At 72.8% G+C, this 23500-nt stretch carries 19 protein-coding genes; 9 read left to right on the forward strand and 10 right to left on the reverse strand.

Going from position 1 to position 23500, the window contains the following annotated elements:
• Position 1: 1 nt before the first annotated feature.
• The 6 genes from ACZ4TO_RS34255 to ACZ4TO_RS34280 form a co-directional block, all read right to left on the reverse strand.
• The gene (locus ACZ4TO_RS34255) at positions 2-1345 is read right to left on the reverse strand and encodes an ABC transporter ATP-binding protein (protein ID WP_468026244.1); all 1344 of its coding nucleotides are present in this window, start codon (positions 1343-1345) and stop codon (positions 2-4) included.
• 239 nt (positions 1346-1584) lie between these two features.
• Complete coding sequence (locus ACZ4TO_RS34260) at positions 1585-2361, reverse strand: class F sortase (protein ID WP_468026245.1); 777 nt, start codon at positions 2359-2361, stop codon at positions 1585-1587.
• Positions 2348-3100 (reverse strand): hypothetical protein, encoded by a 753-nt coding sequence (locus ACZ4TO_RS34265; RefSeq protein WP_468026246.1) that lies wholly within the window; start codon positions 3098-3100, stop codon positions 2348-2350. The genes ACZ4TO_RS34260 and ACZ4TO_RS34265 overlap by 14 nt, the downstream gene beginning before the upstream one ends.
• A 151-nt stretch (positions 3101-3251) precedes the next feature.
• Positions 3252-5510, reverse strand: coding sequence for a molybdopterin oxidoreductase family protein (locus tag ACZ4TO_RS34270; protein WP_468026247.1), 2259 nt, complete (start codon positions 5508-5510; stop codon positions 3252-3254).
• 219 nt (positions 5511-5729) lie between these two features.
• Positions 5730-6347: a TetR/AcrR family transcriptional regulator gene (locus tag ACZ4TO_RS34275; protein WP_382789365.1), complete on the reverse strand. Its 618-nt coding sequence runs from the start codon at positions 6345-6347 to the stop codon at positions 5730-5732.
• 236 nt (positions 6348-6583) lie between these two features.
• A complete protein-coding gene (locus ACZ4TO_RS34280; RefSeq protein WP_382789368.1) occupies positions 6584-7093 on the reverse strand; it encodes a hypothetical protein in 510 nt (169 codons plus the stop codon).
• Between the two features lie 192 nt (positions 7094-7285).
• Here ACZ4TO_RS34280 and hmgA point away from each other — a divergent pair, with 192 nt between their 5' ends.
• The 4 genes from hmgA to ACZ4TO_RS34300 all read left to right on the forward strand — a co-directional run bounded on the left by hmgA (position 7286) and on the right by ACZ4TO_RS34300 (position 11960).
• The gene (gene hmgA, locus ACZ4TO_RS34285) at positions 7286-8626 is read left to right on the forward strand and encodes a homogentisate 1,2-dioxygenase (RefSeq protein WP_382789371.1); all 1341 of its coding nucleotides are present in this window, start codon (positions 7286-7288) and stop codon (positions 8624-8626) included.
• A 49-nt stretch (positions 8627-8675) separates the two neighbouring features.
• Entirely contained in the window at positions 8676-9425 is a 750-nt protein-coding gene (locus ACZ4TO_RS34290) for a GntR family transcriptional regulator (RefSeq protein WP_382789373.1), read from the forward strand.
• 41 nt (positions 9426-9466) lie between these two features.
• The gene (locus ACZ4TO_RS34295; RefSeq protein WP_468026248.1) at positions 9467-10681 is read left to right on the forward strand and encodes a type ISP restriction/modification enzyme; all 1215 of its coding nucleotides are present in this window, start codon (positions 9467-9469) and stop codon (positions 10679-10681) included.
• A gap of 70 nt (positions 10682-10751) precedes the next feature.
• Entirely contained in the window at positions 10752-11960 is a 1209-nt protein-coding gene (locus ACZ4TO_RS34300; RefSeq protein ID WP_468026249.1) for a CaiB/BaiF CoA transferase family protein, read from the forward strand.
• A 156-nt stretch (positions 11961-12116) separates the two neighbouring features.
• On the opposite strand, the gene ACZ4TO_RS34305 is transcribed toward ACZ4TO_RS34300, so the two are convergent.
• The 3 genes from ACZ4TO_RS34305 to ACZ4TO_RS34315 all read right to left on the reverse strand — a co-directional run bounded on the left by ACZ4TO_RS34305 (position 12117) and on the right by ACZ4TO_RS34315 (position 13888).
• Complete coding sequence (locus ACZ4TO_RS34305) at positions 12117-12386, reverse strand: hypothetical protein (RefSeq protein ID WP_382789382.1); 270 nt, start codon at positions 12384-12386, stop codon at positions 12117-12119.
• Between the two features lie 115 nt (positions 12387-12501).
• Positions 12502-13290, reverse strand: a complete 789-nt coding sequence (locus ACZ4TO_RS34310) for an anti-sigma factor (protein ID WP_382789385.1) — start codon at positions 13288-13290, stop codon at positions 12502-12504.
• Between the two features lie 55 nt (positions 13291-13345).
• Positions 13346-13888, reverse strand: coding sequence for a sigma-70 family RNA polymerase sigma factor (locus ACZ4TO_RS34315; protein WP_382789619.1), 543 nt, complete (start codon positions 13886-13888; stop codon positions 13346-13348).
• 283 nt (positions 13889-14171) lie between these two features.
• Between ACZ4TO_RS34315 and ACZ4TO_RS34320 the strand changes: the two genes are divergently transcribed.
• The 4 genes from ACZ4TO_RS34320 to ACZ4TO_RS34335 all read left to right on the forward strand — a co-directional run bounded on the left by ACZ4TO_RS34320 (position 14172) and on the right by ACZ4TO_RS34335 (position 21130).
• The gene (locus ACZ4TO_RS34320; RefSeq protein ID WP_382789387.1) at positions 14172-15713 is read left to right on the forward strand and encodes a DUF4331 domain-containing protein; all 1542 of its coding nucleotides are present in this window, start codon (positions 14172-14174) and stop codon (positions 15711-15713) included.
• Positions 15714-15863: 150 nt separating this feature from the next.
• Entirely contained in the window at positions 15864-17555 is a 1692-nt protein-coding gene (locus ACZ4TO_RS34325; protein WP_468026250.1) for a tetratricopeptide repeat protein, read from the forward strand.
• On the forward strand, positions 17552-19444 hold the full coding sequence (locus ACZ4TO_RS34330; RefSeq protein ID WP_468026251.1) for an urease accessory protein UreH domain-containing protein: 1893 nt from the start codon (positions 17552-17554) through the stop codon (positions 19442-19444). Before ACZ4TO_RS34325 ends, ACZ4TO_RS34330 begins: the two co-directional genes overlap by 4 nt.
• Before the next feature lie 45 nt (positions 19445-19489).
• A complete protein-coding gene (locus tag ACZ4TO_RS34335) occupies positions 19490-21130 on the forward strand; it encodes a serine/threonine-protein kinase (RefSeq protein ID WP_468026252.1) in 1641 nt (546 codons plus the stop codon).
• Between the two features lie 106 nt (positions 21131-21236).
• On the opposite strand, the gene ACZ4TO_RS34340 is transcribed toward ACZ4TO_RS34335, so the two are convergent.
• Positions 21237-22043: an SGNH/GDSL hydrolase family protein gene (locus tag ACZ4TO_RS34340; protein WP_382789398.1), complete on the reverse strand. Its 807-nt coding sequence runs from the start codon at positions 22041-22043 to the stop codon at positions 21237-21239.
• A 352-nt stretch (positions 22044-22395) separates the two neighbouring features.
• Between ACZ4TO_RS34340 and ACZ4TO_RS34345 the strand changes: the two genes are divergently transcribed.
• Positions 22396-23490: a DUF5925 domain-containing protein gene (locus ACZ4TO_RS34345; protein WP_382789400.1), complete on the forward strand. Its 1095-nt coding sequence runs from the start codon at positions 22396-22398 to the stop codon at positions 23488-23490.
• The last annotated feature ends 10 nt before the right edge of the window (positions 23491-23500 follow it).

Here is a 23500-nt window from a genome sequence, read left to right on the forward strand (position 1 = left end):
GTCACTCCTCCAGATCGGGCAGCCGCTCCGGCGCCGGGCAGATCCGCTCGCCGCTCCGGTCGAAGACGAACAGATGGGCCAGGTCCACGAGCAGCGGGACCTGCATGCCGTGGCGGAGGTCGATGTCGGGCGTGGTGCGCACGACGAGATCGCCGGGCAGGCGCCCCTCGGGCGGTGTGTGTCCGGCGTGATCGGCCTCGTCGTCCGTGGGATGGTCGAGGACGACGACGGGTCCGGCCCGCAGCGCCCCGGCGCGCCCCCGCAGCCGGTCCAGGACGGTGCCGTCACGGCGCCGCCGGCGTGTCGGGCGGGACGGGCGCGGCGACTCCAGTTCGGGCACGAAGGCGGGCCGCGAGCCCGTGTTGAAGTGGACGAGGACCTCGTGCCCCTGGAACTCCACGTGCTCCACCAGACCGGTGATCGGCACCTCGCCCGGCCGCGCCTGCGACGCCCTGGCGAGCCGGATGGCCTCGGAGCGCAGCCCCACGATCACCTCGCGGCCCTGCTGCACCCGGAGCAACTGGTGGTCCAGGCACAGGGGTTCGGGCAGGCGCAGATACTGCTTGCCGAGGCTGATCGTCATGGCGCCGTCGAGCGGGGCCCGGACGAGTCCGCGCAGCAGGTTGATCCGCGGGGTGCCGATGAACGCGGCGACGAAGACGTTCGCGGGCAGCCCGTAGACCGCGCGGGGCGTGCCCAGTTGCTGGAGGACGCCGCCGCGCATCACGGCGACCCGGTCGCCGAGCGACATGGCCTCCGCCTGGTCGTGGGTGACATAGACCGTGGTGGCGCCCAGGTCCCTGGTGAGCTTGGAGATCTCGGCCCGCAGGTGGTTGCGGAGTTTGGCGTCGAGGTTGGACAGCGGCTCGTCCATCAGGAACGCGGAGGGGTGGCGCGCTATCGCCCGCCCCATCGCGACGCGCTGCCGCTCGCCGCCGGAGAGCTGGTTGGGGAAGCGGTCGAGGAGGTCCTGGATGCCGAGCATCCGGGCGGTGGCGTCCACCCGGGCCCGGGGGTCCTCGCCGGGCGTCTCGATCCGCAGCGGGAAGCCGATGTTGTCGCGGCTTGTCATGCTCGGATAGAGGGCGAAGTTCTGGAAGACCATGGCCATGTCGCGCTCGGAGGGCGGCAGGTCGTTGGCGTACTCACCGTCCAGGCGCACCTCGCCCTCGGTGACCTCCTCGAGCCCCGCGATCATCCTCAGCACGGTCGACTTGCCGCAGCCCGAGGGGCCGAGCAGCACGAGGAATTCGCCGGGCCTGATGTCCAGCGAGAACCGTTCCACCGCGCGGGGCCCGCGGGCGTACGACTTGCTGACGTGGTGCAGGGAGATGGCGCGTGTCATGACAGGTGCCCCCGGGGGCGTGCAAGGCGCTGGTGCTCCGCGGCCGGTCGTCCCGCACGGGTCGTACGGGACCTTGAGTCACGGAAGCTAACGGACCGCACACGTCCGGGGGAAGACACGGGGCGGATTCGGACGGGCGGGTTCGGTACGGGCGGAAACGGACGATCGGCTACCGGTCGGGGCGGGGACGGTCACGGGAGCCGTGGCCGCAACTGCGGTGATCCGTACCGGGGTTCGTCTCAGCGGGGGCCGGCCCGCCCCAGGATCTGGGTGAGGTGGGCGAAGGCGATGACGTTGGCGGCGTACCCCGTCTTCCGGTCGTAGGCGCCGCCGCAGGTGATCAGACGCAGTTCGGGGCGCCCGCGGGCGCCGTACACCTCCTGGTCGGGGAAGTGCGCCTTCGCGTACGTGCGTACGACGTCCACCGTATAGACGGCGGTACGCCCGTCCACGCGCCGTGCCTCGACGCGCGCGCCGGGACGGATGCGTTCGAGCGGGGCGAAGACGGCTGGTCCCGTCCGGGTGTCGCGGTGGCCGACGACGAGCGCCGTGCCGCGTTCGCCCGGCGAGGGGCCGTCCGTGTACCAGCCGACGGGCTTCGGGTCGTCCACGGGCGGGGCGGTGAGCCGTCGTTCGCGGTCGAGCCGGAGACCGATGACCGGCGCGTCGACGCCGAGAGAGGGAATGCGCAGGGAGGCGGCCCGGGAGCGGGGCAGCGGTGCGGGCGGGGGCGCGGGCCGGGCCGCCCGGCGGGCGGCCGGGGACGGATGCCGCCGCGGGGCGTGCGCGCCGCCGGGGCGGGCGTCGGGCGTGGGCCCGGCGCCCGGCTTCCCGGACGGCGCCCGGGAGGCGGCGCCGTCGTCGCGTACGGCTCCGGACGCCACCGTCCCGGCGGGCTCGTCGTCGCCCGCCCACCAGACGCCGCCCACCACCAGCGCGACGGCGACCACCAGGGTCCTCGTCAGGCGGTAGGCGCGCGTCCGGTACCAGGGCCTCCGTCGTCTACGCGGCGCCATTGCCGCGTCGGCGCAGCCGCAGGAACACGACTCCCCCGGCCACGACGAGACCGGCGGCCGCCGCACCGGCCACCGGCGAGAAGTCACGCGCGTGGGCGAGTCCGCCGCCGCCCGCAGGCGGTCCGCCGTTGGGGCCCTGGCCGCCCTGCTGCCCGCCGGGGCCACCCTGCTGCCCGCCCGGACCGCCCTGCTGTCCGCCCGGGCCACCCTGCTGTCCGCCGGGGCCGCCCTGCGGGCCGGGTGTCCCGCTCGGTCCGCCGCTGCCGGTCGGTGTCGGGCTCGGAGCGCTCACGGGGCAGTCGACCTTGAAGACCTTGCTCTTGCCCGCGCCGTTCTCGCCCTGGAAGTTCCAGGTCAGCTTGTACTGGCCGTCGGGCAGGGTGAGGATGCGGGTCCCGGCGCGCCCGGTCGGGGACGCGGCGAGCGTGCCCGCCAGGACGGGATCGCCCGCCGCGCCGGGCTGGTGCGCGATCGACCAGGAGATCTGCTGCCCCGCGTCGAAGTTGAAGCCGTCGAGGTAGAACCGGCAGACCTTCGGATCGTCCCGCTGGTTGTCGAACGGCGTGTTCGCGTCGTGGACCTTGACGTCGCCGTTGTCACCGGGGGCGGCGACGGCGGCCGGGGCACCGAGGAGAGCGGTGCCCGCGACCGCGAGGGCGGCGAGGGCGCCTGCGCCGCGCCGGGGCGCGGAGAGAACACCGGTGCCGCGCTGTGGCGCGGAGAGGGACGGGGTCGGCATGCGGACTCCTCCGAGTCAGATGATTTTCATACATATTTCTGGTCATCTGACTACTTCTCACAGAAGATCCACGGAGGGCCGCAACTGCGCCCGGACCCCGGTCAGGTATCGCTCGACCGGCGCAAAGGCGCCCCGCCTCCCGGGTGCCGGATCAGGGGCAGGCCGTCAGCTCCACGGGCACGCCGTTGAGGACCGCCGTTCCGGACAGCGGGTCGAGCAGCGAGCCGTCGAGAAGCTGGTTGACGTTCACGCCGGGGTCCAGGGCGGCGTGACTCATGCGGGTGCCCGGGCGGTCGTGCCCCCAGCCGTGCGGAAGGCTCACCACCCCGCGCCGTACGGTGTCGGTGACCTCCACCGGCGCGGTCACCTCTCCCCCGGCCCCCTTGACGCGCACGGCCGACCCGTCGGCGAGCCCCAGCCGGGCGGCGTCGTCGGGGTGGACGTGCAGGGTGCAGCGGTTGGAACCGCCCGTGAGCGCGGGGACGTTGTGCATCCAACTGTTGTTGGAGCGCAGATGACGGCGGCCGACGAGGACGATGGCCGCCGGGCGTTCGCGCAGCGCGTCCCGCAGCCGCGGCAGATCGTCCGCGATCGGTCCGGGAAGCAGTTCGATCCTCCCGCTGCGGGTCTTGAGCCGGCGCGGCAGGCTGGAGGCGAGCGGTCCGAGGTCGATGCCGTGCGGGTGCTCCAGCAGCCGGTCCAGGGTCAGGCCGTCGGGGCGCGCGCCGAAGCCGTCGCCGTACGGGCCGAGGCGCAGCATCATGTCGAGCCGGCGTTCGGGGCCGTTCTCGCCGGTGAGGGCGGCGGCGAGTTCCCGCGGGTCGCGTCCGTGCACCGGCGAGGCGGTGTCCCCGACCGCCTTGGCGAGGGTGCCCTCGACGACCATGGCGTCCACGGCGGACGGGTCGGCGCCGTGCATGCCGGTCGCGGCGAGGACGAGCCGGGCGAGGATCTCGGTCTCCGCCATCCGGCCCTCCTCCAGGGGAACGGCGGGGCGGTTGTAGCGGACCTGGTTGCGGACGGCGAGGGTGTTGAACGCGAAGTCGTGGTGCGCGCTCCGGGAGGGCGGGGGCGGCGGCAGGACGACGTGGGCGTGCCGCGAGGTCTCGTTCAGGTAGGGGTCGACGCTGACCATGAAGTCCAGCGATTCGAGGGCCTTGTCGAGGCGGAGGCCGTCGGGCGCGGAGAGGACGGGGTTGGCGGCGACGACGACGACCGCGCGGACCGGGGTGCCCTCCTCGGTCGGGGTGTCGATCTCCTCCGCCAGCGCGGCCAGCGGCAGTTCGCCCTTCGCCTCCGGGTGCCGGCTCACGCGGCTGTGCCAGCGGCCGAGGGCGAAGCCGTGGCCGGGGCCCGCCGGGCGCGGTGTCCGGTCGGTGGCGGCCGTCGGGAACAGGGCGCCGCCGGGCCGGTCGAGGTTGCCGGTGAGGATGTTGAGGACGTCCACCAGCCAGCTCGCCAGGGTGCCGTGCGGGACCGTGCAGCTGCCGATGCGGCCGTAGACGGCGGCGGTGGGCGCGGCGGCCAGCTCGCGCGCCAGCTCCCGGATCGTCCCGGCGTCCACGTCACAGGCCGCGCTCGCCGCTTCGGGGGTGAAGTCCGCGAGCACGTCCGGGAGTTCGTCGACCCCCTGGACATGCGGCGCGAGCGCGCCGAGGTCGACCAGCTTCTCCTCGAACAGGACGTACGCCATCGCCGCGAGCAGCATCGCGTCGGTTCCGGGGCGGATGGCCACGTGACGGTCGGCGAGCTTGGCCGTGCGGGTGCGCCGCGGGTCGATGACGGTCAGCGTGCCGCCGCGGGCCCGCAGCGCGCGGAGCCGGCCGGGGAAGTCGGGGGCGGTGCACAGACTCCCGTTGGACTCCAGCGGGTTGGCGCCGATGAGCAGCAGGTGGTCGGTGTGGTCCAGGTCGGGCACGGGGATCGCGTTGGCGTCCCCGTACAGCAGGCCGCTCGACACGTGCTTGGGCATCTGGTCGAGCGTGGAGGCCGAGAAGACGCTGTGCGTGCGCAGGGCGCCGAGCAGGACGGACGGGTAGAGGGCGCCGGCCATGGTGTGCACGTTCGGGTTGCCGAGGACGACGCCGAGGGCGTGCGGCCCGTACCGCTCGACGACCGGGCGCAGTCCGGCGGCCACGGCGTCGAAGGCCTCCTCCCAGGTGGCCTCGCGCAGTGCGCCGTCCTCGCGGACGAGGGGGGTGCGCAGCCGGTCGGGGTCGCCGTCGGCCGCGCCGAAGGAGGCGCCCTTCGGGCAGATGAAGCCCTTGCTGAACACGTCGTCGCGGTCACCCCGGGCGCCGGTCACCCGGGTGCCCTCGATGGTCAGGGTGAGCCCGCAGGTGGCTTCGCACAGGGGACAGACGCGCAGCGCGGTTCGGGAGTCGGGGGTGGTACCGGAGGTACGGGACACGGGTCCTCCCGGAGGCGGTGACAGGGACGGCACGGACGCGAGCGAGCATACCGACCGGTACGCATGACGGGGAGGGCGTGAGGGGGGTCATGTCGGATTCCGGCGCGCGGACGCCGACGGGCCCCGGGAAGCGGGCGAACGGCCGGGGCACCCGGGGGCGGCGGACGGCCGGGAAGCGGGAGTCGGTGGCCGGACGGGGCCGAGCGGGCCGGGGTCCGGCTAGTCGAGGACCCTGGCCAGATAGGCCCGCAGCAGTTCGCGCGTCTCCTCGATGATCCGTTCGTCCCCCTGCGGATCGACCCGGAAGGCGAGGTGGACCAGGGTGTCGGCGCTCTCCACGGCCACGAGGAAGCAGCGGCGCAGATCGTCGTCCGGGGTGCGGTCGAGATAGCCGGAGAGCAGGTCGGTGAGACGGTCGGCGACCCGGGTGTTGGGCTCGGCGTACCGGGCTCCGACGGGGATCTGGTTGCCGAAGTCGACGAGGGAGAAGCCCGGCGCGGTGCGCTTCATGGCCAGGTACTCGTCGAGCACCGCGTCCATCGCGGCCCGCCAGTCTCCCCCGCCCGTCTCGCTCAGGCTCTGGGTGACGCGCTCGGTGTAGAGCTCCAGGTTGCGCTGGGCGAGTGCGTCGGCCATCGCCCGCTTGTTGCCGAAGAAGCGGTAGACGGAGCCGATGGGCACACCGGCCCGCTGGGCCACGGCCCGGGTGCTCAGCCCGTCGTAGCCCACCTCGTCGAGGAGGTCGGCGCAGGCGTCGAGGATTCTGGTCAGTCGTTCTGCGCTACGCCGCTGTACGGGCGCTCTGCGGAGCGATGTCGCATGGGGCACGCTCTTCATGATGCCTTTCCGCCGGGGTCGGGTGAACCTCGCCCTTCAGTACGCGTCTGCGTGCCGTGACCACTCATTTCCGGCGGGCGCTCGCGTGCCGTGACCACCCGTCGCACCCCGGACCGGGCGCCGTCGACGGCGCCCGGAGGCACGACGCAGGCGTCCCCGAGGTCGCACGGGCGCCCGACGCCGGCCTTCTCCGAGAACGCCCGGTCACTGCGCACCGGACGGCGCGGCCGCCGGCGTCAGCCGTTCGCGGCGGAACCCGAGGCCGTGATGTCGGCGGTGCTCTCCACGGGCTTGCCGCGGACGGCCCAGACGGTGCCGTCGTCCGCGTACAGCCGTGCGGTGACGTGGTGGGTGCCGCGCGGCACCAGGTCCTCGGCCAGGTGGTACTCGGCGGTGCGCAGCCGCGCGACGGTACGGCCGTCGACGTACAGGTGGGCGATGCCGCGCCCGGCGACCGGCACGGCGCGCGTGCCGGCGGGCGAGAAGCCGAAGTGGCGGACGGTCAGCCGCACGTCCCAGCCGGAGGCGGAGTCCGGCTGGATCTCGATCGCGACCTCGGGTGCCCCCTTCCTGGCCACCTCACGGTAGAGCCGCCCCTCCTCGTCCATCTCGTCGAGCAACGTGCCCACGGGCGAGGCCGAGATCCTGGTCCCCCGCTCGTGCGCTTCACCGGCGCCGCAGCCCGCGGCTCCGCCGGACAGGGCGCAGATCGCGAGCGCGGCGAGCAGTCCTCGTGTCCACCGCATGGGCGGGAGCGTAGAACAAGGCCCATCCCGGCCGGATCCCCCTGAAGTCGGGTTCTTCGACCGCGCGGACGCCCTTGAGGACTAGTCCCCTGGCAAATCCGGCCAACCCGCGAACCGCTCCGGTCCACCTCTTGCGCGGGACCGAACCGAATCCTACGGTGATGCATAGGAATCAGGCGCGAGGGAGCGATCATGAGCGGGGACGCGAGGAAGACGGCCGAGGGGCTGGCCTACCTCACCGGATTCGGCAACGAACACAGCTCGGAGGCGGTCCCGGGGGCCCTGCCGCACGGCCGCAACGCGCCGCAGCGCGCACCGCTCGGCCTGTACGCGGAGCAGCTCAGCGGCTCGGCCTTCACCGAACCGAGGGCGTCCAACCGGCGCTCGTGGCTCTACCGGATCCGCCCGTCGGCCGCGCACCCCGCGTTCACCCGCGCCGACAACGGCGCGGTGCGCACGGCGCCGTTCACGGAGACGGTGCCCGACCCGAACCGGCTGCGCTGGAACCCGCTGCCCGAGCCCCCCGCCGGGACGGACTTCCTCGCGGGCCTGTGGACCCTCGGCGGCAACGGCGACGCGAGCCAGCGCACCGGCATGGCGGTGCACCTCTACCACGCCAACTCCTCGATGGAGCGGGTGTTCAGCGACGCCGACGGCGAGCTGCTGATCGTGCCGGAGCGCGGCGGCCTGCTGCTGCGCACCGAGTTCGGCCTGCTGCACGTGGAGCCGGGGCAGATCGCGCTGATCCCCCGGGGGGTGCGCTTCCGGGTGGAGCTGCTGGACACGGCGCCCGAGGGCGGCCGCGGCCGTGGCTCCCGGGGCTATGTGTGCGAGAACTACGGGGCGCCCTTCCAGCTCCCCGACCTCGGCCCGATCGGCGCCAACGGCCTCGCCAACGCCCGCGACTTCCTCGCCCCGGTCGCCGCGTACGAGGACGTCGAGGGCCCGGTCGAGGTGGTGAACAAGTTCTGCGGCAACCTCTGGACGGCGACGTACGACCACTCGCCGCTGGACGTCGTCGCCTGGCACGGCAACCACGTGCCGTACGTCTACGACCTGCACCGCTTCAATGTGATCGGCTCCATCAGCTACGACCACCCGGACCCCTCGATCTTCACGGTGCTCACCTCGCCGTCCGACACCCCGGGGCTCGCCGGTGTCGACTTCGTCGTGTTCGCGCCGCGCTGGCTGGTGGGCGAGGACACGTTCCGGCCCCCGTACTTCCACCGGAACGTGATGAGCGAGTACATGGGCCTCATCGAGGGCGCGTACGACGCGAAGGCGGAGGGCTTCGTGCCGGGCGGCGGCTCGCTGCACAACATGATGTCGGCGCACGGACCGGACGAGGAGACCTTCCTGCGCGCCAGCGCCGCCGAGCTGAAGCCGCAGAAGATCGACGACGGTCTGGCGTTCATGTTCGAGACCCGGTGGCCGGTGACCGCGACGGCCCAGGCGGCCGGGGCGGAACACCTCCAGCGCGGCTACGACGACGTGTGGAAGGGGCTCGGACGGCACTTCCGTCCGGCCGGCTGAACAGCGCCGGCCGTTGCCTTCCACGCCCGCGACCGGTACGGATACCCTCGTGACCTCCTTCGCTCCCGATTCGATCGTCCTGAACCGCAAGCTGCCGCTGTGGTATCAGGTGTCGCAGTCCCTGCGCGCCTCCATACTCGGCCGCACCCCTCAGGATCCCCTGCGCCTGCCCACCGAGGAGCAGCTCGCGGGGCACTACGGGGTGAGCGTGCTGACCATGCGGCAGGCGCTCAAGGAGCTGGAGGCCGAGGGGCTCATCACCCGGCACCGCCGGCGGGGCACGTTCATCGAGCCGAGCGCCCGGCGGGGCGCGCCCGTGCGGCTGCTCGGCTCGGTGGACGCGATCGTGGCGCAGCAGTCGGGCATGACGACCGAGCTGCTGGACCAGGGGAAGACGCCCGTGTCCGGCGAACTGGCGGAATTCTTCCCGGATGTGGACGAGGTGGCGACGTACCACCGGCTGCGCAGTGACGAGACGACGGGCGAGCCGACGAACCACGCGCGCAACTACCTGCGGCCGGAGCTGGCCGACCGCATCGACCGGGAGGATCTGATCCGCTGGCCGATGACCAAGGTGCTGCGGGACGTGCTCGGGGTCGGCATCAGCCGGATCACCGACACGGTGGAGGCCACGCTCGCGGACCCGGAGACGGCGCGGCTGCTCCAAGTGCCGCTGCTCAGCCCGATCCTGCGCTACACGGGCGTCATCCACGGCACGGACGGGCAGGCGCTGGACGTGGCGGTCATCCACTACCGGGGCGACCGCTTCTCGTTCACGGTCACGCTCGACGCCCACTGACGATGGCGTCCGGGGACGGCGGGAGGCGCCCGCGTCGTACGATGCCGAGCGTGACGTCCGACGCCGCTCCGCTGCTCGCGGATCTCATGCCGTGGTCCGTCGCACCGCCGAGGCTGGGCCGGAGGTGGCCGACGGCCCCCGACGCGGCGTCCCTGAAAGCACGCTGGGACGCCCTCGTACGGGCCGAGGGGGAGGACCGGGAGGCGCTGTTCGGGCCGACGCGGGCGCGCACCACGCACTCCGCGGTCGCCCAGCTCCCGGGCCAGTCCAGCGGGACGGGCCGCCTCGCCCGGGTGTCGGACCCCTGTCCCGTACCGGTGCGCGTGCTGAGCGCGCCCTTCGACGAACAGTGGCTGATTCCCGACCACCGGCTGATCGACTCCGCCCGCCCCGAGCTGTGGCGGGTGGCGGGCGAGGAACAGGTCTTCGCCGTCGAGCAGACCCCGGTGCCCGAGTCCTCCGGGCCGGCCCTGCTGGCCGCCTCCGTGCTGCCGCTGAGCGCGGGCCGCGGCGGGCGGGTGCGTCCCCTCTACCGGCGCCCCGGCGGCCGCGAACCGAACCTGGCGCCGGGTCTGCTGGAGCATCTTGGCGCACGTCTGGGCCACGCTCCCGCGCCCGTCGACGTCCTCGCCTGGACGATGGCGGTCGCGCGGCACGGCCGGGACGGCTGCCTGGTCCCGCTCACCGCCGACCCGGAAGTGTGGTCGCACGGCGTCGAGTTGGGGCGGAGCATGCTGCGGCTGATGCGGCGCGACGGCGAGCGCCCCAAACTCCCCGGCGGCCGCCGCCCCTATGTGCGCGCGCCGCTGTCCGCGCTCCCCCAGGGAGTCCGGCCGGTCACGGGCCCGCTCCTCACCGACCCGTTCTACGACCGCGCCGAGGAAAGCCTGCACCTCGGCGACGGCAGGATCTCGCCCGTGCCGCCCGAGGCCTGGGACTTCGAGGTCGGCGGCGTGCGCGTGCTGGAACAGTGGTTCGCGGCGCGGACCGGGGCGAGCGAGCCCGGCACGCTGGAGGCGATCGGCCCGGCCGGCTGGCCGCAGGCCTGGACGTCCGAGCTCCTCGAACTCATCACGGTGCTCGCCCTCCTCGCGGAACTGCGTCCCCAGCAGGCCGCGTTGGAGCCGGTCTCACCGATCACCCGGGCGGAGCTGCGCACCGCCGGCGTCCTCCCCGTCCCGGCCGCGGCACGCCGCCCGGCCTCGGTGCTCGACCACCACGAGGAGGGTCCGGACGGCCAGTTCGCCCTGATCTAGGATCCGCCGGCGGACGGCCGCCGCGGCACCTCCACGAAATCAGTGCATGACAAAAGTATGTCCAGGGTCCATGATCCATCGCATGCAGCCCGATCCTCTGCCCCTCGAAGGCATCACCGTCGTCGCCGTCGAACAAGCCGTGGCCGCGCCCTTCGCGACCCGGCAGCTCGCCGATCTCGGCGCCCGGGTCGTCAAGATCGAGCGGATCGACGGCGGGGACTTCGCGCGCGGCTACGACACCGCCGCCCAGGGCCTGGCCTCGCACTTCGTGTGGTGCAACCGGGGCAAGGAGTCCGTCGCCCTCGACCTGAAGGACCCGCGCGGACTCGACGTCGTACGCCGTCTCGTCGCGGACGCGGACGTGTTCGTGCAGAACCTCGCCCAGGGGGCGGCGGCACGGCTGGGCCTGGACGCGGCGACCCTGTGCGCCGAGCACCCCCGGCTGATCGCCGTGGACGTCTCCGGCTACGGGCCGTCGGGGCCGTACGCCGGCAAGCGGGCGTACGACATGCTCGTGCAGTGCGAGGCGGGGCTCGTGTCGGTGACGGGGACGCCCGAGCACCCGGTGAAGGCGGGCATCCCGGCCGCGGACATCGCGGCGGCCATGTACGCGTTCTCGGGGGTCCTCGCGGCCCTGGTGCGGCGCGGCACGACCGGGCGCGGGGGCCCCATCGAGGTGTCGATGCTGGACGCGCTCGCGGAGTGGATGGGGCATCCGCTGCACCACGCGATGCACGACGGGACCCCGCCGGCCCGTACGGGCCTCGCCCACGCCGTCATCGTCCCCTACGACGTCTATTCGACGGCGGACGGCGGACGCGTGCTGTTGTCGGTGCAGAACGACCGCGAGTGGCGGCGGCTCGCCCAGCAGGTGGTGGGGCGGCCCGAGACGGCGGACGATCCGCGCTTCGCGACGAACGCGGCACGGGTGGCCCACCGGGAGACGGTGGACGCCCTCGTCGCCGAGGCACTGGGCAAGCTCGGCGCCGACGAGGCGGTGGCCCGCCTGGAGGCCGCGGGCATCGCCTGCGCGCGGCTGCGGGACGTGACGGAGGTAGCGGAGCATCCGCAGCTCGCGGCCAGGAACCGCTGGCGGGAGGTGGGATCGCCGGTGGGGCCGCTGCGGGCGCTGCTGCCTCCGATCACGCTGCCGGGCGGGGAGGAGGCACGCATGGGGCCCGTACCGCGGCTCGGCGAACACACGGGGTCGGTGCTGCGGGCGCTGGGCATGACGGACGCGGACGTCGCCGAGCTGCGGCGGGACGGGGTGGTGCGCTGAGCCTCAGGGCTCAGTGAGGGTGGTGACCCGCGCTCCGGAGGTGGTGATCACCGGGCACGCTGCCCGCCGTGGGGATGACGGACGCGGAAGGACAGCGGTGCGCCGGTGCGGTGGAGTCGCCGGAGCGCGGGTCGAGAAGGCCGGTACCGACAGCGGTCAGCGGTCGCCGAACAGCGAGCGCCGCAGCCGCCTGAGCGGGGCGAAGAGCGAGACCCGCCGCACGCGCGCACCCCTGGAGCCGCTGTCGCGCGCGTGGTCGCGGGTCGTGAGCTCACGCATCAGCGACGTCGCCTCGACCGTCTCGCGCTGCGGTATGGCGGGACCGCCGAGCACCGCGAGATGTCGGTCGAGGCGCGAACTGGTCGCGCTGCTCCCGCACGTGATCGCAGGGACGCGTGCCCTGCTGCGCACTGTTATCTGTTCCATGTCACTCCCCACCCGTACAAGTCCACCCGGCCCGGGCAGACTAACCCTATCGCCCCCTCGTGGCGCGCGTGTATCCCGGACAAAGGATTCACCTTCCCCGTAAGGGGGTTGACGGTTACTCTCCGAATCCAACCGTTTCCAGGGCGAGTTGGACAACAGGCGAGGTGGTGGGCTGTTCCGATCCGCCGTGAGGCTCGACGGTCACTGCGAGTGACGTCGCGCTCGGGTTCAGTCCGTCGGCGACGAGGGGCGTGTCGCCGTCGAAGAGACCGAGGGAACGCGGTTTCTCGTTGGGGCGCATGAGCCAGAGCTGATGAACGCGTCCGCCGGCGGGGGTGCCGAGTCCGCTCAGTGTCACGACGGCGCGCCGCTCCGACGCGGAGGCCACTACTCCGATTCCGCGGCCCCGCGCGTCCCGTTCCGCGGTCGCCCGCGCGTCCGGCGCCGCCAGAACGTGGGCGATCTCACGCGCCTGGGCGCGCTCCTGGTTCAGGTCGTCGCGCGCCTGGGTCGCCTGCACGGCGAAGAGCGCGGCGACGACGAGCGCCGCGGCGGCCGTGGCGGTGGCGAGCGGGGCGAACAGCGGACGGAACCGGGGGGCGCGCGCACGCGCGGGCTGCCGGGAGGGCCGCACGCGGGGCAGCTCCCGTCCGGCGGGTTCCTGGGGTGCCGTGCGTATCGCGGTCAGCACCCGTTCGCGCAGCGCGGCCGGCGGGGCCGCCGCCGTGGACCAGGCGAGCCGTACCGCGTCCTCCGTCAGCGCCCGCACCTCCTCGGCACAGCGGTCACAGCCCCTCAGATGGCGTTCGAAGCGGCGCTTCTCGTCGCCGTCCAGCGCGTCGAGGGCGTAGGGGGCGGCGAGTGAGTGCAGATCGCGGCCCAGCAGTCGGTCGAGGACGCTCATGCGGCACCCCCCTCTCTTCCGTTCGGATCACGGCCCGGCAGGCGGTCGGTGGCGTTCACGCGACTCCTCCCAGGCAGTCGCGCAGGCGGGTGAGCCCGTCGCGCATACGGGTCTTGACGGTGCCGAGCGGCAGGGAGAGCCGTTCGGCGACCTCTCGGTAGGTGTAGCCGTCGTAGTAGGCGAGCGTGACGGACTGCCGTTGCAGGGCGGTGAGCCGGTCCAGGCAGCGGCGGACCCACTCGCGTTCGAGCCCCGCCTCGACCTCCTCCGCGACCTGGTCGAAGGCGGGGTGGTGATGGCGCTGCCCCTCGCGCTGCTCGCGTTCGGTGGCCGCGCGGGCGCTGCGCACCCGGTCGACGGCACGGCGGTGCGCGAGCGTGAGAATCCAGGACAGCGCGCTGCCGCGGCGGGGGTCGAACTTCGGCGCGGAGCGCCAGAGTTCGAGCAGGACCTCCTGCGACACCTCCTCCGACTGCGCGAGGTCGCGCACCACACGGCGCACCAGTCCGAACACCGGCCCGGACACCAGTCCGTACAGCTCCTCGAACGCCTTCTGGTCGCCTCCGGCCACCAGTACCAGTAGTTCGTCAGCCTCCACCCGTCCCCCTCTGCGGCCGTGCACGGACCGTCCTTTCCCTTACGTCTTCGCAGCGAACCCGTCTACGGATGGGTTACGGATCAGGAAGCCGAAAACGCGTGTTCTTCGCTGATCAGTTCCGGTGTCCGCGAGCGGTCGGCCCGCCCGTCCGGCCGAAGAAGCCTCCCCGCAGATGAAACAAGCCGGGGGAACCGCCGTAAAGACGTTTGGGATTTCGACCAATCCACCCCGGCGACCGCTCCGAATGGCGTGCGTCAGGCAAGTTGGACAGAGGACGGACGGCATGACACCTATCTCCAGGAGCGGCGCGGGTCGCAGGACTCTCGTGACCCTCGTATGCGGTGCGCTGGCTGCCGGGGGGCTCGCGGCCGCCGGCGCCACGGCGCTGACGCCGGGGGCGGCCTCCGCCTCCAGCCACCGGGAGGCCCCGCTGATCTCGGGCACTCCGCAGTACGACAACACGGACGTGTACGCCTTCGTCAGCCCGGACAAGCCGGACACGACGACGATCGTGGCGAACTGGATCCCCTTCGAGGAGCCCGCGGGCGGACCGAACTTCTACACGTTCGCGGACGACGCCCAGTACGACATCCACATCGACAACAACGGTGACGCGCAAGGTGAGTTGATCTACCGCTACACCTTCAAGACGCACCGCAAGAACGGGGACACGTTCCTCTACAACACCGGTCCGGTCACCAGCCTGGACGACCCGGACCTCAACATCACGCAGACGTACGACATCGATCTGCTGCGGCTGCACAACCAGCGGCTGGTGTCGAAGACCAAGGTCGCGGACGACGTCCCGGTCGCGCCGTCCAACGTCGGCAAGGCGTCGATGCCGGACTACGCGAAGCTGCGCCACCACGCGATCTCCAAGCTCGCGGGCGGCACGACGACGTTCGCCGGCCAGGCGGACGACCCGTTCTTCCTGGACCTGCGCGTCTTCGACCTGCTGTACGGCGGGAACCTGACCGAGGTCGGACGGGACACTCTCAAGGGCTACAACGTCAACTCCATAGCCCTGCAGGTCCCGAACGACATGATCCGTGAGTCGGAGGGCCAGCCGATCGTCGGCATCTGGTCCACCACGCAGCGCAGGGACGCCCGCGGCCACTACACCCAGGTCTCGCGTCTTGGCATGCCGCTGGTCAACGAGGTCGTCAACCCGCAGAAGGACAAGGACAAGTTCAACGCGTCCGCGCCCTGGGAGGACGCCCAGTTCCTGAAGAACGTGACCAACCCGGAGCTGCCGAAGCTCATCGAGGGGATCTACAAGATCAAGGCCCCGGCCGAGCCCCGCAACGACCTGGTCGACGTGTTCCTCAAGGGCGTCAAGGGCCTCAACCAGCCGCCGCACGTGCGTCCGGCGGAGGAACTGCGCCTCAACACCTCGATCAAGCCGACCATGCACCCCAAGCGGCTCGGTGTCCTCGACGGTGACAACGCGGGCTTCCCGAACGGGCGCCGGCTCACGGACGACGTGATCGACGCCTCGCTCCAGGTCGTCGAGGGTGAACTGGTCGGCTCCAAGAACGACTTGGGCGACGCGGTCGACAAGAACGACAAGGGCTTCGAGAAGTCGTTCCCGTACGTGGCCGAGCCGACCTCGGGTTCGCGCGGCGCGCTCGCCAAGGGCACGACCAGCGGGACCGACGTGCGCAGCCAGCTCGGCGACGCGCTGCAGCCGGCCGGCAGCGGCTCCGGCGGCGGCACCGACACCGTGCTGATCGCGGGCTCCGCCGCGGCGGGCGCCGCGGGCATCCTGCTCATCGGCTCCGGTCTGCTGTGGTGGCGCCGACGGATGTACAACCGGGCGTACTGACCCGGCACCGGGCGTACTGACCCGACACCGGGTGTACTGACCCGGCTCCCCTACTGGCGCGGCCCGCACGCAGTTAGACCCCCCACGGTGCGGGCCGCGCCGCCCCACCCCCCAGGACGACCGTTCCACCAAGGACTTTGAGGAGAGGGCATGTCCCCGCGTACGAACGACAACGCGACGCCGGACGCCGACAGGGCCACGCCCGACGAGACCCCCGTGGGGGCCACGCCCGCCGAGAGGACCGCGGAGGCGACTCCCGCCGAGAAGGCGATTCCGGCCGCGGAGGCGACTCCTGCCGAGGAGCCGACTCCGACCGCGGAGGCGACTCCCGCCGAGAAGGCGATTCCGGCCGCGGAGGCGACTCCTGCCGAGCCGCCGACTCCGGCCGCGGAGACCACGGGCGGCCCGGACGCCCCGGTGACCGTGCCTGACGCGGAGACCCACGCCGAGAACGGCGTCGGAGACGGCGGTGACGAGCGGGTGGCCGCCGTGCGCCGGGTCTCGCAGGCGCAGCGCCGCTGGCGGGCCGCTCAACTCGGCTTCTGTGCCGCCGCGTTGGCCGTCGCCATGACGGCGGGCGCCGTGGTGCTCGGCGCGCTGCGGGACGGCGCGACGACTCCCGCCGTCGCGGCCGTGTCCAACGGCGTGTCACCGCAACTGCTCGCGAGCGGCGACCTCGACGCGAGCGTCCTCTCCCTCCAGGCCCATCTCCGCTCCCAGCCCAAGGACTTCGGCGGCTGGGCCACCCTCGGCCTCGCCTATGTCGAGCAGGCCCGCACCAAGGGCGACCCCTCCCGCTACCCCCAGGCGCAGAAGGCGCTCGGCAAGTCCCTGAAGCTGCGCCCCGACTACGATCCCGCCCTCGCCGGACAGGCCGCACTCGCCGCCGCCCGGCACGACTTCACCGACGCCCTCACGTACGCGGACCTCGCGCTGAAGCAGAACCCGTACAGCGAGCGCGCCCTGTCCTCCCGCATCGACGCCCTCGTCGAACTCGGCCGCTACGACGAGGCGTCGAAGGCCGCCGACCTCGCGGACTCGCGGCGCCCGGGCGTCCCCGTCTTCACCCGCTACGCCTACGTCCACGAGCTGCGCGGCGACGTGAAGACGGCCCGGCGGGTCCTGGAGCAGGCGCTCGCGACGGCGACCAGCCGCGGCGACATCTCGTACGTCGCCTCCGCGCTCGGCCAACTCGCCTGGAACCAGGGCGACTACGACTCCGCCCTCACCTACTACGCACGCGCGCTCGCGGCCGACGACGCCTACCTCCCCGCCCTGGAGGGCCGGGCCCGCACCCAGGCCGCCAAGGGCGACCGGGCGGCGGCGATCAAGGGGATGGAACTGGTCGTGCAGCGCTATCCCCTGCCTCAACCTCTCGTCGAGCTCGGGGAGTTGTACGAGGCGCGCGGCGCGGCCGGCGACAAGCAGAAGGCCCGCGACCAGTACACGCTGGTGAACGCCTGGATCTCGCTCGCCCACGCCTACGGTGTCAACGCCGACCTCGACACGGCGCTGGCCGCCGCCGACCACGGCGACCACAAGGCGGCGCTCACGGCGGCCCGCGCGGAGTGGGCCCGCCGGCACACCGTGCACACCGCGGACGCGCTCGCCTGGGCCCTGCACGTGTCGGGCCGCGACGCCGAGGCCCTGCCGTACGCGCGCCGGGCCACGGCCACGGGCTACCGCAACGCGTCCTTCCTCTACCACCTCGGTGTCATCGAGAAGGCCACCGGCCACACCGGCAAGGCCCGCACCGCGCTCACGGCGGCCCTGGACCTGAACCCGGGCTTCTCGCCGCTGGGCGCGCGCGAGGCCCGTAAGGGTCTGGAGGCCACGAAGTGAGGGCGCCCCGGTTCCTCGCCCTGTGCGGCACGGTCCTGACCGCGGCCTGCGCGCTCGTGCTGGTCCCCTCGGGGGCGGCCGACGCGCATCCGCTCGGCAACTTCACCGTCAACCGCTACGACGGACTCGTCGCCGCCCCCGGGCAGTTGCGTGTCGATCACGTCGAGGACCTGGCCGAGATCCCCGCCACCCAGGCCAAGCCGGACATCAAGCGGCTCGGCATGGGCGACTGGGCCCGGCAGCGGTGCGAGACCGCCGCGCACGGCAGCGCGGTCACGGTGAACGGGCGGCCGGTGAAGCTGACCGCGGGCGCGAGCACGGCACACCTGCGGCCCGGCCAGGCGGGACTCGACACCCTGCGCGTCGAGTGCCGGCTGACGGCTCCGCTGTCCGGCGAGGGCGCGCTCACCGTGGGCTTCCACGGCGCGGGCGCCGATCACGGCCCCGGCTGGCGGGAGATCACCGCCCGGGGCGACCGGATGACGCTCACCTCCTCGGACGTGCCGCGCAAGTCCGTCTCGGCGGAGCTGACCGAGTACCCGAAGGCACTGCTCTCCTCGCCCGCCGACACCGCCACGGCCTCGCTGCGGATCCGCCCCGGTGGCCCCGCCCTCGTCGAGGAACGGCGCGACGCCCCGGCCGCCTCCGTGCTCCCGCGCGGCGCCGACCGCTGGACCCAGGCGCTGAACAACCTGGTGGCCCGCCACGACCTCACCTTCGGCTTCGCCGCCCTCGCCCTCGTCATCGCCGTGGGCCTGGGCGCACTCCACGCGCTCGCGCCCGGCCACGGCAAGACCCTGATGGCCGCGACGGCGGCGGCGCGCGGGGGCCGGGCCCGGTTCAAGGACGTGCTGCCGCTGGCCGCCTCGGTGACGGTCACCCACACACTCGGAGTGGTCGCGCTCGGCCTGCTGGTCACCGCGGGCTCGGCGGCGGCCCCCTCCGTGATCGCCTGGCTGGGCGTGTCCAGCGGCGTCCTCGTCACGGGCGCGGGCGCCACCCTCCTGCGCCGGGCCTGGCGCAACCGGCCCTCCGCACACGCGCACGGCCATGACCACGAGCACGGGCATGAGCACGGACACGGGCACGACCACGGGCACGGGCACGACCACGGGCACGGGCACGACCACGGCCATGCGCACGACCACGACCACTCATCCCCTCACGACCACGCGCACGATCACGATCACGATCGCGCTCCGGTCCATCCCCACGACCATGGCCGGGACCACGCGCACGAGCACGAGCGGGAGCCCGTGTCCGTCCCCGCGCACACGCACGCGCCCGACGACGATCACGCGCACGGCCACGACCACATGGACACCGCGCGTCCCCTGGTTCTGGCTCATGCCACCGCGTCCGCCACGGCCGGGACCGCCACCGTGACGGCGACGGCGACCCGCACCCACGACCACGTCCAGACGCACCCGCACCCCCATCCGCACGACCACGACCACGACCACGGCCATGTCCCGGCCCGCGCCCCCCACTCCCCCACCCTCGAACACACCCACGGCGGCTTCACCCACACCCACGAGATCGCGCCCACCGTCCGCGGGACGATCCTGCTCGGGTTCGCCGGTGGGCTGGTGCCCAGTCCGTCGGCGGTCGTCGTCCTCGTGGGCGCCGCGGCGCTCGGACAGGCCTGGTTCGGCCTTCTTCTCGTCCTCGCGTACGGCGTCGGACTCGCCCTGACGCTGACGGCGGCCGGGTTCGCCGTCGTCAAGCTCGGCAGCGGCGTGAACCGCGCCCTCGCCGGACGCCGGCGCTGGGCCGGAGGCCGCCTCGTCCTCCTCGTCCGCAGGTTCGCGCCCCTCGGCTCGGCGCTGATCGTCGTGGCGCTCGGGGCCGGATTGGTGCTCAAGGGGGCGGCATCCGTACTCGGCTGAGCTACTTTTGGGGAGAAAACGCGCGGATGCGAATGGGGGACGCACGTGTCCGAAGATCCGGGCAGTGAACGTGTGATCGCGGGGCGCTACCGGCTGCTCTCGCCGTTGGGCGAAGGCGGCATGGGCACGGTGTGGCGCGCACGCGACGAAGTGCTGCAACGCGAGGTCGCCGTGAAGGAGGTCCGTGCCCCGGCCGGGCTTCCCGACGCCGAGATCGAGCGGATGTACGCGCGTCTGGAGCGGGAGGCGTGGGCGGCCGCCCGTGTCTCCCACCGCAATGTCGTGACGGTGTACGACGTGGCCATGGAGGACGGCCGGCCGTGGATCGTGATGGAGCTGATCCGCGGGATCGCCCTCTCCGACCTGCTGGACGCCGAGGGTCCGCTGGATCCGCAGCGCGCCGCCCACATCGGCGCCGAGGTCCTCGCCGCGCTGCGCGCCGCGCACGAGGCGGGGGTCCTGCACCGGGACGTCAAACCGGGCAACGTGCTGATGGCGAACGACGGACGGGTCGTCCTGACGGACTTCGGCATCGCGACGGTCGAGGGCAGCTCCGCCCTGACCATGACGGGCGAGGTCATCGGATCGCCGGAATTCCTCGCCCCGGAGCGGGCGTTGGGACGCACCCCCGGACCCGAGTCGGATCTGTGGTCGCTCGGCGTACTACTGTACGCGGCGGTCGAGGGCAACTCGCCCTTCCGGCAGCCCACTCCGCTGAGCACCCTGCGGGCCATCGTCGACGAACCGCTGCCGCCGCCCCGTCGCGCGGGCCCGCTCGCCCCCGTCATCGAGGGGCTGCTCGCCAAGGATCCGGCCGAACGGACGAGCGCCGAGTCGGCCGAGCGCGAGCTGCGGCTCGTCGCGGCGGGCGGTACGGCGCCCACGCGCCCCATGGGCGCCGCGACCCGCTCCTCCGAGGCGCCGACCGTCGGGGGGTTCGGCGTGCCGGGGCCGTCCTCCGCGACACCGCCCCAGGGGTTCGGCCCGCCTCCCGCGACCCTGCCCTCGGCCACCCCCGCCGCGGAGCCCGAGCGCAATCGCCGGGCGGCCTTCGCCATCATCGCGGGCCTGGTCGCGCTGGCACTCGCCCTCGGCGGACTGACGTACGCCCTGCTGAACAAGGACAAGGGTGACGGCGGGAACAACACCGGGCAGGGGAACACCAGCAGCGGCGGCACCGGCACCACCGACGGCGGTACCTCGGGCAGGAAGAGCGAGAGCGCGACCGCGGGCGCGACCGGCGGTCAGAGTCCCTCCAGCAGCGCTCCCGGGGGCGGGAGTTCGACCACCGCGCCGCCCGCGCAGTCCGTCCATGTGACGCTGACGGGGCATCACACCGACTACCGGGGCACCTGTCCCCCGCCGAGTGGAGAGGCTCCCTCGTTCACGGCGACGTTCACGGTGGGCCGTGTTCCGGTGGATGTCGAGTACCGCTGGGTGACGAAGACGGGCGAGGTGACCGATCCGGGATGGAAGACGCTGTCGTTCCCCGCGAGCGGCGGCAGGACGCAGCAGAAGACGGTGGTGGCGACGACGTACGACACGAGCGGGGAGTTCGCCAACTCGATCAGCGTGGAGGTGCGCAGCCCGGTGCGGGTGACCTCCGACTCCGTTCCGTTCACCATCACGTGTGAGACGGAGACCCCGACGGACGGGGCCTCCGCATCCGTGTCCGCCTCCCCCTGAGGGGCTGGCGGTGTCCCGGGCAGGGCGGGCGTTCTCCCTGCCGGGACGGGTGTTCTCTCGAAGGGTTCCGGGGTGGGGCCCGGAGTCCGGGGTGGGGACCCGGAGGTCAGGCGGCTCCGGAGAAGGCCGGCAGGTAACCGCCGGAGTGACCGGTCGCGGTCGGGTGGTACGACACGCCGATGTCCAGCCAGTTCAGGCTGTGCAGCCAGGCGCTGCCGGAGCAGATCTCGTGGCCGGTGAAGTTGCCCCTGACGTCGGCGAAGGTGAAGCCGTGGGCGGAGGCACGAGCGGCGATGGCGCTGTCCAGATAGTCGGCCGCGCCGTTGATGGCGGACCGTTCGGCCTCCGAAAGGCCGGTCAGGCAGCTTCCGTTGAGCTTGTAGAAGCGGGGGTAGCCGAGGACGACCACGTGGGCCGCCGGGGCCTTGGCGCTGATCGCCGAGTAGACCGAGTCGAGCTTGCCGGGGAGCGTGGAGTCGACGTACGCCTTCGCCGTGGCGATGCGTGAGAGGCAGGAACTCTCGGACTGCAGGACACAGGTCGTCATGACGTCCGAGAAGCCCGCGTCGTTGCCGCCGATGGTGATCGAGACGAGCCCCGTGGAGGAGCTGAGCGGGCCGAGCTGATTCGCCGTGACATCACCCGTACGAGCGCCCGAGCAGGCGGTGAAGTCGAACGACGACGGTGAATGCGCGGCGTTCCAGAGATAGGGGTACGCCTTCGTGCTGCGGTCGCAGTCGCCGCTGGAGCTGATGTAGCTGCCCGCGCCGACACCGGAGGAATAGGAGTCACCGAGCGCCACATAGCCGGTGGCCGCCGCGGTTTGCGCCTGAGCCGCTGCCGCCCCGGTGAGGGCGAGGCCGGCGGCCAGGAGGAGTGAGGTCATGTATGCCGAAAATCTGGGACGTCTCATGGAACCTCCCTTTAGCAGGATCTCTGCCACGACTTTGGTAGCAGCTACGCGTGTTGACAGGAAGTGTCCATGCCAAGACTCTTATGCATCAACCAGCCGATCCGCCCCCGTTCATCACATATTTCTCTACATGTCCATGTCGGTTGGATGACCGGCGCGTGACACGAGGACACGAGGCGTCAACTCCCTTACGCAGCACGGGAGATCAGCGGCCGTCCGGTCCGGGACGGCCGCAACGCCCTTGGGGAACAAGAGGGAGGGGATACACCCGAAGAGCGGGAACGAGCGCGACACATGCGACGCACCGCGGAAACCGGGTGCACGGGGCGCCCGCGTGACAGATCATGGCGACATGTCTGCGAACCCACACGACGCTCTGCCGATCAGGCTCAACGTCGACGACAGCGACTCGCCGTCGGACGTCGTCGACGCGCTGTTCCTCGGTCGCTTCGCGACGGGCGAGCAGCCGCACTCGCACGCGGTGAACATCGACCGCGTACGGTCCGGGGCCACGCTGCTCCCACCGGGCGCCCGGGTGCTGCGCTCCGCGCGCGACGACGACCGCAGCGCGACCCTCGCCGAGGGCGACGGCTGGACGCTGCTGGTGTCCCGCTGGAACCGCGGTGCCGACGTCACGGTGACCGCGACCAGCGTCGAGCTCGCCGAGAAGGTGCTGAAGCAGGCCACGGACGGCGCGGCGGACGAGCCCGAACCGCAGCCGGAGAACGTCACGATGGGCTTCTGGTACGTGTCACCGCGCCGGGGACCGCACCGCACGACCCGGCAGATCTCGGCGGGCACCTGGGAGGAGGTCCGCCCCAACTACACGGCGCCGGTCGCGGATGCCATGGACCGCCTGATGAAGACGACGCCGGAGGACATCGCGGGCCGGCTGCTCCTGCTGCACGGCCCGCCCGGCACCGGCAAGACCTCCGCCCTGCGCACACTGGCCCGTTCCTGGCGCGACTGGTGCCAGGTGGACTGCGTGCTGGACCCCGAGCGCCTCTTCTCCGACGTCGGCTATCTGATGGACATCGCGATCGGCGAGGAGGACGGCAGCGGCAAGGGCCGCTGGCGGCTCCTGCTCCTGGAGGACTGCGACGAACTGATCCGCGGCGAGGCCAAGCACACCGCGGGCCAGGCCCTGTCCCGGCTGCTCAACCTCACCGACGGACTGCTCGGCCAGGGCCGCAACGTCCTCGTCGGGGTCACCACCAACGAGGACCTGGAGCGCCTCCATCCGGCCGTCGTCCGCCCCGGCCGCTGCCTCGCCCGCATCGAGGTCGGAGCGCTCACCCGCCGCGAGGCGGTGAGCTGGCTGGGCACCGAGGAAGGCGTCTCACGCGAGGGCGCGACCCTGGCGGAGCTGTACGCACTGCGCCGCGGAACGACCCCGACGTCGGTCCCGGACCAACGCGAGGGCGCGGACGCGGGGCTGTATCTGTGACACCCCGGGC

Source organism: Streptomyces sp. NPDC028298 (genome assembly GCF_055565895.1).

Bases quoted from the DNA above. Each gene is read 5' to 3' on its own strand.
- ACZ4TO_RS34255 (WP_468026244.1), bottom strand. From the start codon at position 1,345: ATGACACGCGCCATCTCCCTGCACCACGTCAGCAAGTCGTACGCCCGC.
- ACZ4TO_RS34325 (WP_468026250.1), top strand. From the start codon at position 15,864: ATGTCCCCGCGTACGAACGACAACGCGACGCCGGACGCCGACAGGGCC.
- ACZ4TO_RS34300 (WP_468026249.1), top strand. From the start codon at position 10,752: ATGATCCATCGCATGCAGCCCGATCCTCTGCCCCTCGAAGGCATCACC.
- ACZ4TO_RS34310 (WP_382789385.1), bottom strand. From the start codon at position 13,290: ATGAGCGTCCTCGACCGACTGCTGGGCCGCGATCTGCACTCACTCGCC.
- ACZ4TO_RS34265 (WP_468026246.1), bottom strand. From the start codon at position 3,100: ATGCCGACCCCGTCCCTCTCCGCGCCACAGCGCGGCACCGGTGTTCTC.
- ACZ4TO_RS34260 (WP_468026245.1), bottom strand. From the start codon at position 2,361: ATGGCGCCGCGTAGACGACGGAGGCCCTGGTACCGGACGCGCGCCTAC.
- ACZ4TO_RS34280 (WP_382789368.1), bottom strand. From the start codon at position 7,093: ATGCGGTGGACACGAGGACTGCTCGCCGCGCTCGCGATCTGCGCCCTG.
- ACZ4TO_RS34320 (WP_382789387.1), top strand. From the start codon at position 14,172: ATGACACCTATCTCCAGGAGCGGCGCGGGTCGCAGGACTCTCGTGACC.
- ACZ4TO_RS34275 (WP_382789365.1), bottom strand. From the start codon at position 6,347: ATGAAGAGCGTGCCCCATGCGACATCGCTCCGCAGAGCGCCCGTACAG.
- hmgA (WP_382789371.1), top strand. From the start codon at position 7,286: ATGAGCGGGGACGCGAGGAAGACGGCCGAGGGGCTGGCCTACCTCACC.
- ACZ4TO_RS34340 (WP_382789398.1), bottom strand. From the start codon at position 22,043: ATGAGACGTCCCAGATTTTCGGCATACATGACCTCACTCCTCCTGGCC.
- ACZ4TO_RS34305 (WP_382789382.1), bottom strand. From the start codon at position 12,386: ATGGAACAGATAACAGTGCGCAGCAGGGCACGCGTCCCTGCGATCACG.
- ACZ4TO_RS34295 (WP_468026248.1), top strand. From the start codon at position 9,467: ATGCCGAGCGTGACGTCCGACGCCGCTCCGCTGCTCGCGGATCTCATG.
- ACZ4TO_RS34345 (WP_382789400.1), top strand. From the start codon at position 22,396: ATGTCTGCGAACCCACACGACGCTCTGCCGATCAGGCTCAACGTCGAC.